Source organism: Eubacterium sp. MSJ-33 (genome assembly GCF_022174665.1).
In the GTDB taxonomy this organism is placed as follows: Bacteria; Bacillota; Clostridia; order Lachnospirales; family Lachnospiraceae; genus Coprococcus_C.
In genome coordinates, this window is record NZ_CP076562.1 from 2,031,481 (window position 1) to 2,044,148 (window position 12,668).

Annotated in this window: 13 protein-coding genes; 12 read left to right on the forward strand and 1 reads right to left on the reverse strand. The window is 43.3% G+C overall.

What is annotated here, in order from left to right:
• Positions 1-53 precede the first annotated feature (53 nt).
• Positions 54-767, forward strand: coding sequence for a hypothetical protein (locus KP625_RS09565; protein ID WP_238297528.1), 714 nt, complete (start codon positions 54-56; stop codon positions 765-767).
• Complete coding sequence (locus tag KP625_RS09570) at positions 764-1,828, forward strand: polysaccharide deacetylase family protein (RefSeq protein WP_238297529.1); 1,065 nt, start codon at positions 764-766, stop codon at positions 1,826-1,828. Before KP625_RS09565 ends, KP625_RS09570 begins: the two co-directional genes overlap by 4 nt.
• A gap of 276 nt (positions 1,829-2,104) precedes the next feature.
• Here the strand turns inward: KP625_RS09570 and KP625_RS09575 are convergent, their stop codons facing one another.
• A complete protein-coding gene (locus tag KP625_RS09575; RefSeq protein WP_178017422.1) occupies positions 2,105-2,323 on the reverse strand; it encodes a helix-turn-helix domain-containing protein in 219 nt (72 codons plus the stop codon).
• Between the two features lie 143 nt (positions 2,324-2,466).
• Here KP625_RS09575 and KP625_RS09580 point away from each other — a divergent pair, with 143 nt between their 5' ends.
• The 10 genes from KP625_RS09580 to KP625_RS09625 all read left to right on the forward strand — a co-directional run bounded on the left by KP625_RS09580 (position 2,467) and on the right by KP625_RS09625 (position 12,661).
• Positions 2,467-3,498, forward strand: coding sequence for a hypothetical protein (locus tag KP625_RS09580; RefSeq protein WP_238297530.1), 1,032 nt, complete (start codon positions 2,467-2,469; stop codon positions 3,496-3,498).
• Between the two features lie 310 nt (positions 3,499-3,808).
• On the forward strand, positions 3,809-3,970 hold the full coding sequence (locus tag KP625_RS09585; RefSeq protein WP_021984031.1) for a hypothetical protein: 162 nt from the start codon (positions 3,809-3,811) through the stop codon (positions 3,968-3,970).
• Between the two features lie 169 nt (positions 3,971-4,139).
• Positions 4,140-4,451, forward strand: coding sequence for a rhodanese-like domain-containing protein (locus tag KP625_RS09590; RefSeq protein ID WP_238297531.1), 312 nt, complete (start codon positions 4,140-4,142; stop codon positions 4,449-4,451).
• Positions 4,452-4,659: 208 nt separating this feature from the next.
• Complete coding sequence (locus tag KP625_RS09595; RefSeq protein ID WP_238297532.1) at positions 4,660-5,823, forward strand: THUMP domain-containing class I SAM-dependent RNA methyltransferase; 1,164 nt, start codon at positions 4,660-4,662, stop codon at positions 5,821-5,823.
• 16 nt (positions 5,824-5,839) lie between these two features.
• Positions 5,840-7,549 carry a lectin like domain-containing protein gene (locus KP625_RS09600; protein WP_238297533.1) on the forward strand — a complete coding sequence of 570 codons (1,710 nt, stop codon included), beginning with the start codon at positions 5,840-5,842 and terminating at the stop codon, positions 7,547-7,549.
• A gap of 618 nt (positions 7,550-8,167) precedes the next feature.
• A complete protein-coding gene (gene rdgB, locus KP625_RS09605) occupies positions 8,168-8,758 on the forward strand; it encodes an RdgB/HAM1 family non-canonical purine NTP pyrophosphatase (protein ID WP_238297535.1) in 591 nt (196 codons plus the stop codon).
• Positions 8,759-8,843: 85 nt separating this feature from the next.
• Positions 8,844-9,404, forward strand: coding sequence for a metallophosphoesterase (locus KP625_RS09610; RefSeq protein ID WP_238297537.1), 561 nt, complete (start codon positions 8,844-8,846; stop codon positions 9,402-9,404).
• 236 nt (positions 9,405-9,640) lie between these two features.
• A complete protein-coding gene (rlmD, locus tag KP625_RS09615; RefSeq protein ID WP_238297539.1) occupies positions 9,641-11,068 on the forward strand; it encodes a 23S rRNA (uracil(1939)-C(5))-methyltransferase RlmD in 1,428 nt (475 codons plus the stop codon).
• Positions 11,069-11,244: 176 nt separating this feature from the next.
• Complete coding sequence (locus tag KP625_RS09620) at positions 11,245-12,042, forward strand: PfkB family carbohydrate kinase (RefSeq protein WP_238297541.1); 798 nt, start codon at positions 11,245-11,247, stop codon at positions 12,040-12,042.
• A 130-nt stretch (positions 12,043-12,172) separates the two neighbouring features.
• The gene (locus KP625_RS09625) at positions 12,173-12,661 is read left to right on the forward strand and encodes a hypothetical protein (protein WP_238297544.1); all 489 of its coding nucleotides are present in this window, start codon (positions 12,173-12,175) and stop codon (positions 12,659-12,661) included.
• Positions 12,662-12,668 lie beyond the last annotated feature (7 nt).

The following is a 12,668-nucleotide window of genomic DNA, read 5'->3' on the forward strand; positions in this document are numbered from 1 at the left end:
AGTGGAGAGAAGAATGGCTGTCGTTCCAAAAAATCTTAATGGAGGGATTTTGTATGCTGCAAAAAATCATGGAAGTTTCTACCGGAGTCTACATACTGTGGGGGTTAGGAGTGCTGGGAGTGCTTATGAAGATACTGGCAAATGCTTACATGAGTAAAATGGTGCGTGCATCGACAAATCTGGGAGAGACAAAACGAAAGAAGCTTCGTAATATGTGTCGGCAGTATGAAAACAAAAAAGGATTTGGCTTATGCGGGGGCGATGAGGAAGCATATGCAGAAAGCTTTGTGCGGGGACTTCGTTTTCTGACGCGGCCAATGGAATTCTGGAACCGGAGCGGAACCGTGCTGTCACTTGTTGTATGTGGCACACTGGCAGGGGCATATCTATATTATGATCCGAGCTGGAGAGGCAGTCCGGACATGCAGTTTTTCTTAGCAAACAGTATTTTGGTATGTGCATGTTTACTCGTGCTGGATCATATATTGGTAATAAATAATAAAGTGGAAATCCTGAAAGCGAATATTCGAGGGTATCTGGAGCGGATTCCAAAACCGCGGGAGCAGACAGAAAATGTGGTGCGTCCATTTATAGTAAAGCAGGAAATGCCGAAGGGAGCGGAGGAAGGTGCCGGCAAAAAAGAAGAATCGCCACAGCCAGAACCGGATATGGATGGAGCAGCTCCGGATAAGGCGATGCAGGAAAAAGAGAGTGCTGCCAGCGAGGAGACACTCAATCGCTTTTTGGAAGAGTTCTTTTCTTCATGAATAAATATAGAACGGAAAATGAAATAGAAAGTAGTTCGAAACATTTTGGTGGTTGTAGATGGAAGGGAGTGGTCTGCCTTGCAGGGATTCTGATCTGCCTGGTTATCGGCAGTTTCTGTATTCTTACATATGGCGCTGCCACGGCGGAAATTGGTGGAAGTGAATCAGAGCATATGGATACATCCGGGAATCCGACGAGTGATGTGGAAGATGAGTTGACCGGTACAACCGAGGGATGTGCGGAGCAGGAGGATGGAGCGTGCCCGATTCAAAGTATGTTTGACCAGTGCAGAAAGGTTTTCTGCCGGTATCAGACATACTCGATTGAAAATCATGTAAAAGAAAAAGAAGCGTATCAAAATTATAGTAACACGAAGCTTTCCTGGTGGTTCCGGCGGGATATGAACCATGGGCCAAGCGGATGTGATGACACAATCGATATCTCCGAATATGACGCGTACTATTTGGATCAGACTGCCTCAAAGAAGAATGAAAAAGTCGTCTATCTGACATTTGACTGCGGGTATGAGAATGGATATACCGAGCAGATTCTGGATATCTTAAAAAAGGAAGATGTCCCGGCATGCTTTTTCGTGACACAGACGTACATCCGGGATAATGTTGCCATAGCGAAACGAATGAAAGAGGAAGGACATCAGGTGGGAAATCATACCATCTACCATATATGCATGCCGGATAAGTCCTATGAGGAGATTGTGCAGGAAGTGAATGGATGCGCGGAGTATATGAAAGAGGCAACGGGATATGCGATGGACCCGTACTTGAGGCCGCCATGCGGTGAGTATAGCGCACGGACACTGGCAATCACCCAGGACCTTGGTTTCAAAACTATTTTTTGGAGCATGGCATATATGGATTTCGATGTGAATAACCAGCCGGGTGTTGATTTCGTGATCGACCATTTCAATAAATATCATCACAGCGGGGCAATCATTCTGATGCACAACGTATCGTCATCGAATGCTGGGGCGCTGGAAAAGGTGATTGCAAACCTGAAGGCAGAGGGGTATCGGTTTGCAAGTTTGAATGAATTGCAATAAATTGTCAAAACGTACGGATTGCATTTTTGTAGAGGTAGTTCAGGTTGTGGATAATATCTGATTTTCCGCAGACACGCTTGCGCTCGGTTCAGCACGCAGCGGTACTAAATTCGCGCTGCGCACTCATTAAGTACCGGCGTGCTTCAACGGTCTGCGAAAAAATCAATATTATCCGCAACCTGATTTACGTTTGCATAGATGCAATCCTGTATTTGTGATAGGGATTGCAATTCATAAAACTGTGCTTGCCTGAAGTGTAGTAAAAATAAATATGATTTATTTGTCGTTTGTGCTGTCAGGGAGCTGTTCAATTAATTCATTTGCTGGAACGTTTAAAATTTTAGAAATTTTATCTAATGTATCAAAGCGAACTGAAATGGTTTGATTTGTGACTAAACTATTGAAATTTCTATAACACATTCCTAATTGTTTATTTAGCCAATATTTTGTTTTCCCTTGTTCTTTGAGAATTTCCTCAATTCTTAATCTAACCATATAGCTACTCCTTAGAAATATTATTTAGATTATATTGAAAAAAGTGCTTTTACATAATGTGCCTATAACTAAGGTGCGTTGACGCACTAAATAAAAAATGATATAGTATTTTATATTTATTTTTGCCAAGGAGGAGAAAAGATATGGATTATACAAATAAATTTAAAAGTGCGATTAACGATGCGGGTAGAAGGCATGCGAATGAACCCGCTTTTATAAAGGATTTGTTTAGGTCTGTAAATAATGATGGTTATATTGCAACATATGAAAAGGGAATAGGTGTAAAAATAACAAGAGATAATTTAAAATTTAACATTAATACAGAAGGGATAGATGTAGAACCTTATGAAGCACCTTATGATCCAAGGGAAGTATCTTCCTTGTCTAGGGAAGACACATTAAAGTTATTAGATGAAATAAAGAAAAATATGGATTTAGTTGGTAAATTATTAACAGAAAGAGAACGATTAATTTCAAAGTCTTATTATCATGCTTCCTATATAGAGGGGATGCTTATGGCACAAATTCCTGTTGACGAAGCGGATATCCCTAAAATGGGAATAAAGGATGTAATAGGGCCAGTTTTATTTGGTGTATTTACATGGTATTTTATTATAACTATCCCAATGGCCATAAAAATGTATCGTAATAAACAGGACAAGAAATATGCGGAATATACTAGGATACAAAAATCGTTTGCAGATGAGCATCCTGAATTTTTTGAATTACAAAGTCAAATGGCAGAAGATTATTATTTTTTGAATTATGTAACAGTTGTTGAGAAAGCAAAAGAGTATCAAATAGAATTGGAAAAGTATGTTCTTAGTGGGAGAGAGGCATGGGGAATTGATTGTGTTGGAGAAGAATTTTATAATGCTGCGGCAATAGAGGAGATATATGCAATCATAAAAAGCAGAAGAGCAGATAACTTTAAAGAGGCAATTAATTTGTTGGATGAAACAAAATATAGAGCAAGAATGGAAAGTGCGCAGCAGGCAATACTGAATGCATCTGAAATTGCCGCAGAAGAGGCGGTAAAGCAGACAGCATATGCGCGCGAAACGGAGAAAAATACGCATCAAAGTGCTACATATGCAAAAGCTACGGCAAATTATTCACGAAGAGCTGCGTATTATTCTAGGCAGACAGCAGAAAATACTGCAAGATTTCGCTAAGTAAAGGAGGAATGTTTGTGAAATGCCCTAAATGTGGAAGCGTTAATTGTTCAATATCTTCAGAGACAAAGACAACGGGAAAAGATTATTCTGTTGCTGGTGGCCTTTTAGGGGAATTAATATTTGGACCGAGTGGCTTTGTGTGTGGGATGTCAAATAGTCGCACAATGGATGTACAGGCATTTTGGATATGTAAAAATTGTGGAAATAAATTTACGTCTAATTGAATGAAATTCTGTGGGCTGGGTATACTTCTCTATGTAGCAATTACAAATGCAGGGAAACCTGCAAAGCAAAAAGGAGATTAGTTATGGCAGAAAAAAATTATCAGTCAAACGAGCAGAAGAACAAGCAGACAAATTATACAGGAAGCAATCAGACAAACAAGGAAACAGCTTCAAACAGCAAGATGAAGAATAGCCAGAAGAACAGTCAGAAAAATAATTCAAGTAACAGTACAGACTGTTACTAAAACCCCCTCTTTTTAGGCGGCTGCATGAAATGATTCGTGCAGCCGTTTTTATGTGGTCGAAAAACACCGGCAATAGTTCCGGTTTTTTTGGATGTCAAATTTCTGCAATCTTTTAGCATTTCTGTAAGTCGTTGCATATCCTATTAGTAAGAAGAAAGGAGGCGGAGCGATGCGATTTCATAATATAAATATTCGGAACATCCTGAGTGAGGCTCTTAACTATGGAGGAATCATCGTTGACGTTCGAACGAGCGAAGAATTTGCAAAAAGTCACATTCCGATGGCGATAAATCTGCCTCTGGAAGAAATACAGGCAGGCAATATTTCTCTACCGAAGGGAAAGGTGATATTGGTTTATTGCGCGAACGGGGGAGGCAGCACGCTGGCTGCAAAGATATTGACAGAAAAAGGGTATAAGGTCATCAACACCGTTGGGGGAATTTCCGGGTATCGTGGAGCACTGACGAAAAACAGACATTAAATATTGTAATGGCCGTAGTGTGCGGGAAAATTCAAATGTGAAATTCGGTTGAAAAGTATCATGAATGGTGTAACATTTGTAAAAATTTCCTGTGCAAAATGTAAGAATAAAATGCTCGATTTTGTTGACTTCGTACAAAGATAAATTTACAATATAACTAAGTATGTTCAAAAATCGAATCAGGGGAAGAAAGGTCAGAAATACAAGCATGGAAAATATGTATGAATTGATTGCACCGTGCCATTTTGGATTGGAGTCGGTGCTGAAGCGGGAAATATTGGATCTGGGCTATGAGATCGTAACCGTAGAGGACGGAAGAATCACATTCCGCGGGGATGTGACGGCGATTGCCCGTGCGAATATATTTATCCGGACTGCAGAGCGAATATTGCTTAAGATGGGTAGCTTCCGGGCTACGGATTTTGATGAACTGTTTGAAGGGACAAAGGCAATTCCGTGGGAGGAGTTTCTTCCGCGGGATGCAAAGTTCTGGGTGACGAAGGCGACAACGAATAAGAGCGCGCTTTTTTCTGCAAGTGCGATCCAGTCTATCGTGAAGAAGGCGATTGTGGAGCGCATGAAGCAAACATACCGTTTGGAACGGTTCGAGGAAGATGGGGACGAGTATCCGATCCGTGTATTTATCTTCAAGGATCAGGTGTCAATCGGTCTCGATACATCCGGAACTTCACTGCATAAGCGTGGATATCGTACGCTTGTCGGAAAGGCGCCGATTTCAGAAACACTGGCAGCAGCACTTTTGATGTTGACGCCATGGAACAAAGATCGTGTGTTGGTAGACCCATTCTGCGGCAGCGGTACATTTCCAATCGAGGCGGCTATGATCGGGGCAAATATCGCACCTGGCATGATGCGCGAATTTACTGCGGATTGCTGGGGCAAGGTTGTGCCGAAGAAGGTGTGGTACAACGCGTATGATGAGGCGGAAGATATGATCTGCCGTGATGTGCAGATGAATATTCAGGGTTATGATTTAGACCCGGAGATCGTAAAGTGCGCGATGGCAAATGCGAAGGCGGCAGGCGTTGCGGATTATATACATTTTCAGGCGCGGGATGTGAAGGATCTACGTCATCCGAAGCATTACGGTTTTATCATTACGAATCCACCATATGGTGAGCGTCTGGAAGACAAGGAGGCGTTACCGGCACTTTATAGGACGATCGGGGAAAGCTTTGCGAATCTTCCGGATTGGTCGATGTATCTGATTACATCGTATGAAGATGCGGAGAAATATATTGGAAGAAAGGCAGATCGAAACCGTAAGATCTACAATGGTATGCTCAAGTCCTATTTCTATCAGTTTATGGGACCGAAGCCACCGAAGAATAAGGAGCCGAAAGAACAGTAGAAAAGAGCGTTAAGGTTTGAAACGATATTGGATATTTCCGGTGCTGGTTGCAGTGCTGGTGACAATTACATTTTTTCTGGGCAGGAATCCGGTCAAGACGATTGATGAGTCGGATGCGCTCGCGACGTGCAGCGATGCATTTGCAGCAAATATCCGTTCCCGTATGAATGGGGACGATGTGATCATCACAGTTGGCGGCGGGAGTATGGAGGAGTTCGGATATACCTTTTATGTGAGTGACAATATGCATCTCATGGTAGAAGGCGAGTTCCTTAGAAGTCTGCTTTTGTGTTCGGTGCAGCGGTATCCTGACGGGAGTGTTCTCATCATGAAGGGGGACAACAGTATTTCGCTTGCTGTGGGATCGGATAAGGCGACGGTCAATAAGAAGGTGAGTGTGAAGCTGGGAGACGTTGTCTATGTGGATGAGACTACAGACAAGCTTATGATTCCAATCGATGAGATTGCACAATACCTGAGTTATGAGGTTCAGTATAATGTCAGCCAGAAATGGGTCGATCTGGCGCGATTGCCGGATGAAAATCCATTGCCGGAGAAATATGATATGCGCCAGTATGGTCGTGTGTCTCCGGTGCGCGATCAGGGGCGTTATGGTACATGTTGGGCATTTGCGTCGCTCGGGGCTTTGGAGACGACAATCCGACCGATGGAAGGGGATATTTTCTCTGTTGATCATATGTCAATGTGTAACAGTTATGCATTGGATGTAAACAGTGGTGGAGAGCACACGATGAGTATCGCGTATCTGGCGGCTTGGCAGGGACCGGTGCTGGAGAAAGATGATCCATATGGAGATGGCATGAGTGATCCGAATCTCCCGGCAGAGAAGCACCTTGAAGAAGCGTTGATCATCAATGGACGCGAGGATGAGACGATTAAAAGTGCGATCTTCCGGTATGGTGCGATTGAGACATCCATTTATTCGGCGTTGGAATATGTAGACAGTTATTCGATGTATTATTCAAGTGAATATGCAACGTATTATTATGATGGGGACGAGACGCCAAATCATGATGTAGTTGTCGTAGGTTGGGATGACAATTATCCGAAGGAGAATTTTACGATCCAGCCGGAGGGTGATGGAGCCTTTATCTGCAAGAATAGTTGGGGTGAAGGATTTGGTGATGACGGATATTTCTATGTATCTTATTATGATACAAAGATTTGTCGGAAATCTGTCGTATATACGCGGGTAGGAGAGAAAGATAATTACGATAAGATTTATCAGACAGATAAACTTGGCTGGGTCGGTCAGCTTGGGTTCTCCAAAGAAGATGCGTATTTTTCTAATGTGTATGAGGCAGGAAAAGGAGAGAATCTGGCGGCTGTTTCCTTCTATGCAACTGACAAGGATACCGAGTTTGAAGTCTATGTTGTGCGGAATTTCGAGGATGTAGATTCGTTCAAGAACCGGGAGCTTGTGACTTCTGGAAGTATGCAGTATGCAGGGTATTACACGGTGGATTTCCCGGAGGAGATCGAACTTGATGACAATGAGCGTTATGCAGTTATCGTGAAGATCAAGACACCGGGTGCCGTACATCCGATTGCAATCGAGTACAATGCAGATGACCGGACGGCAAGCTTTGATATCAGTGATGGCGAGGGCTACATCAGTTTGTATGGAGAGATGTGGCACCGGGCAGAGACGAGTGAGAAATGCAATGTGTGCCTGAAGGCGTTTACGAACAAGAGGGTGCAGTGATTATGCAAACTGAACCGCAGAGAATATGAAGAGCATGTATTTGTAAATGTATTCACACATATATAATGTATTGCAGCTAAGATATACTAGGTATTCTGATGTATATTCTGGTTGCGGACGAAACCGCCGCCGATTCGACATCCATGTCTCAACGGCGGCTTGTCCAAACATCCGTGTTTGGACATTTCTGGAAATGAACAGAATACCAAGTATATCTAAACTACAAACATATCATATATGTGTGAATACATTTACAAATACATGCATCTACATAGTTTTGCGGTTTGCATGAATGTTGGCTGCAGGCATTGTTGTTCGTGACCTTCAAGGTGTGCTTGGGGAGATGAAGTTGAAGCAAAGCGAGCAGGAAAGGGCTGTTTACTCCAAACAGGAAAGTAATTGGAAAAATGGAGTAGGAGTAAAGCGAGCAGGGAAGGGCGGCTTGCTCCAATCGGGGAAGAAGTAGGAAAAATGAAGTTGGAGCAAAGCGAGCAGGAAAGGGCGGCTTGCTCCAAACAGGAAAGTAGTTGGAAAAATGGAGTTGGAGTAAAGCGAGCAGGAAATGACGATTAGCTCCAATCAGAGATACATAATAGAAGAAAAAGGAGATACAGGCAGATGAAGAAGATTATTTTTGCAACCGGCAATGCGAATAAGATGGTGGAGGTGCGCATGATCTTAGCGGATTGTGGGTATGAGATTGTGTCTATGAAGGAAGCAGGCATAGATATAGACATCGTGGAGGATGGCAAGACTTTTGAGGAGAATGCGATCATCAAAGCGACAGCCATCAGCAAGACAAAGGAGGCCGAGGGATGTGTGGTGCTCGCCGACGATAGTGGTCTGGAGGTTGATTATATGGATGGTGCACCGGGCATTTACTCGGCAAGATGGCAGGGCGAGGATACACCGTACAGTATCAAGAATCAGATGATCATTGATGCGCTTGCAGATGCGAAAGAGGAAGAGCGTACGGCACGGTTCGTATGTGCGATTGCGGCTGCATTTCCGGATGGTACGGTGACGACACGCCGGGGCATAATCGAGGGTATGATTGCGTATCAGCCAGCCGGGGAACATGGATTTGGTTATGACCCAATCTTCTTCCTGCCAGAGTATGGGAAGACAACCGCGGAGCTGGCACCGGAAGATAAGAACAAGATCAGTCATCGTGGACGTGCACTGGAAATGATCCGCGAGGTGCTGTAATGAAGTGATGCCACCCGCTGATATATGACAGAGCGGATGCTGTGTGATGTCACTCACCGATATATGACGGAGTGGATGCTGTGCGATGCCACCCGCAGATATACGGCAGAGCGGATGTGGTGCGGTACTTTACAAGAAGGAGGAAATTATGCTGCGGATTTTGATAATGAGTGATTCGCATGGGCGAAATGAAAATGTGGAGCTTGCAATCGCGCAGGTGCGGGAAGAAATCGGCGAATTCCAGATGCTGATTCATCTGGGCGATGTCGGGGATGCACGGGAGATCGAGTCGCTGACTGGTGTGCCATGCTACATCGTGCGTGGAAATACCGATTATGATGCGAAGCTCCTGAATGCAAATGTGATCGAAGCTGGCGGACATCGTATCTTCGCAACGCACGGACATCTGTATCAGGTGGACATGCGGCTGGATCTGCTGCGGTTTGCGGCATTGGAAAATGATTGCGATATTGCAATGTATGGACACACGCATGTGCCATATCTTGAGGAGGATCCGGACGATATTACGATCCTGAATCCGGGCAGCATTTCGAAGCCGCGGCAGGCAGATCGTCGTTATACATACATGGTGATGGAAATCGACGATGAAGATGAAGTGACATACGAATTAAGGTATGTCGAATGATGATGGTGGAAGGAAGAGAATATGTATATGGAGTTGTAAATAATACACATTGTAAAGCAGACCGTTGAAGCACGCTGGTACTTAATGAACGGCAACTTGTTGACGTGAATTTAGTACCACTGCGTGATGAACCGAGCGAGAGCGTGTCTGCGTATAATGTGTATTGTTTACAACTCATAGAGAAATAAGTTATTCCGCAATCATATGAGAATAAACGAAAATGAGGAGACAGTCGAGTGAAAAAAGGCGATGTATGCGAGGGAATCATCGAGCGTTATGATTTCCCAAACAAAGGAAGCTTTCAGGTGGATGAGCGCAAGGTGACAATCAAGGGCGCCCTGCCGGGACAGAAAGTGAAATATATGGTAACAAAGAAGAAAAGCGGTATGGCAGAGGGAAAGGTGCTGGAAGTCTTAGAGCGGAGTCCGCTGGAGGATGTAGAGCCGACCTGTCCTTATTTTGGTGCGTGTGGCGGATGCGCCTACCAGACGATGTCGTATGACAATCAGTTGAAGCTGAAAGCGGACATGGTAAAAGCATTACTTGACCGCGTGCTTCTGGCGGAGGATTCCAATTCGAAGGATTATGAATGGGAAGGAATCCTTGGTTCGCCGAGCCAGACTGCGTATCGGAACAAAATGGAATTCACATTTGGAGACGCCTACAAGGATGGCCCATTAGCACTTGGATTACATCAGAAGGGAAGCTTCTATGATATCCTGACAGTCGATGGATGTGAGATCATTGGCGCTGACTGGAGCCGCATACTCACGGCGACACTCGCATTTTTCTCCGGGCGAAATGTGCCGTTCTTTCATCGGATGCGCCACGAGGGAATCCTGCGGAATCTGGTTGTGCGCCAGTCGCGTGCAAATGGGCAGTTCCTGATTAATCTGGTAGCATCGACACAGTGGGACACATATGGATTTGATGTAAAACAGCTGCTTCAGGAGTTCGTGGAAATGCTGTTGGAATTAGAGAAGTCCGATGCATTTGCGGGAAGTATAGCAGGTATTCTGTACACGGAAAATGACGCTTTGGGCGATGTCGTGCAGAGCGATCGGATGGAGCTTCTGTATGGACAGGATTACATTGAAGAGGAAATACTTGGGCTGAAATTCAAAATCTCGCCGTTTTCATTCTTCCAGACAAACACAGGTGGCTGCGAGGTGCTGTATGAAAAGGCGCGTGATTATATTATGCGGGGCAGCGTGAAGCTCGATGGCGACAAGACCGTGTTCGATCTGTATAGCGGAACCGGTACGATCGCACAGATGATGGCAGCAGTTTCGAAGAAAGTGATCGGAATCGAAATCGTGGAGGAAGCGGTTGAGGCAGCGAAAGAAAATGCGAAAGCAAATGGACTTTCTAACTGTGAATTCATCGCCGGGGACGTGTTAAAGGCAATTGATCTCGTGGATGAGAAACCAGATCTGATTATTGTCGATCCGCCACGGGACGGGATTCATCCGAAAGCACTGGAGAAAATCCTTGCATTTGGTGTGGATGAGATCGTCTATATCAGTTGCAAGCCGACCTCACTGGCACGCGACTTGGAGACGATTATTCACCGTGGATACCATGTGGATAAGGTGTGCTGTGTCGACCAGTTTCCGAGGACAAGCCACGTTGAGACGGTTGTTCTTTTGTCCCAACTGAAATAAAAGCCGGATGATTATATAAATGTCACGATTGAACTTGATGATGTGGATATAACATCTGCAAAGACTAAGGCAACATGAAATAAAGAGAGCGCAATTGTGGAGGCATTGAAGCATTTTAAGATGATTCAGCAGGAATAAAAGGAGTTTGATAAATCGGAATTTAGGGAGGTACAAGAATGATAAATTTAGTGGCACTTCCGTGCCTCTGTGTAGATGTTTTTGATGGAACAGATGAATTGCGTGCAGGTGGTGAAGCTCTTAATTTTGCAGTTCATGCATCAAAATTTGCGGAGTTTAATGTTTCAATATTGGGTGCGGTTGGACAGGATTCCTACGCAAAATTTATTATGGATTCTGTTTCTGATAAGAGAATAGATGTAAGCCATGTAAGAGTTGAAGAGGATAAAGTAACTGCAAATAATCGTACATATCTTACGGCTGACGGTGACAGATATTACAAAGATGATTCATGGACGGGTGATATTGTTGATAAAATGATATTGAATCAAGACGAATTGGACTTTATAAAAAAATCAGAGGTTGTATTTATACATTTCTGGGCAGGCTGTTTTGAACAAATTATAGATTTAAAAAAGAATAATAACTTCAGATTGGCTGTGGATTTTGTAGAATATCGTAATTTTAAGGAGATGGAAAAATATGCACCATATATAGATTATTTCCTGATTAGTGGAGAGGAATCAATTCTTCCGATATTTGAAGCATTTTCCAAGAAGTATAAAGGACTATTTAATGCATCTTTAGCTGATAAAGGAAGTGTTACATATTATAATGGTGAAAAGTATTTTGTCCCAGCTGATGAAGCTTTAGAAATAGTTGATACTACTGGTTGCGGAGATAGCTACCATGCAGGCTTTGTGTGTTCTCATATGTTAATTGGTGATATTTACGAGGCTATGAGAGTTGGTACAGAATTTGCAACAGAGACATTGTCTCATTATGGTGGCTTTTAATTCGATTTGTAAGGAGAAACAATATGATAGGGTTTATTATATGGTCACTTTTCGGAGTGTTTATAATTGGATTAGGAATAAAAGATAATAAAAATAGATATGAGGATTCATTATGAAATATAACGACGAAATGGATAAAACACAAGAAGAGATACATTTGAAGAAAAAGAAACGGTTTGTAAAACAAAAAATATCAGGAAAGATCTTTGTGATTATGGGACTGTCTATCATTCTGGCTATAGCAGCATACACATTTATTCTGCAAAGTGCCTATACTAAGACCGCACTGGAAACAGAAATCTCCCGTGATCGAGCAAGTGCAGATGCAGTCCATAAACTGGTGGATGGAAAAATTGGATGGGAGGATTTTTCAAAAATCAAGGATCGTTCAGATGAAGAAACACAGTTTTATAAGGATATTTCCTGCTATCTCAATGAGATCCGGACATTGAATTCTACAAGATATATTTACATTGCTACGAGAGATGAAGAGGGAAAACTGATCTATGTAGTGGACGGTTTGGATCCAGATGCCGGGGATGTAAGACATCCTGGGGACCGATTTTCACGGCTTGTTATCCGGTACGTTCAAATCTGGATGGAACGGGAGATATTGTAGGTGCATT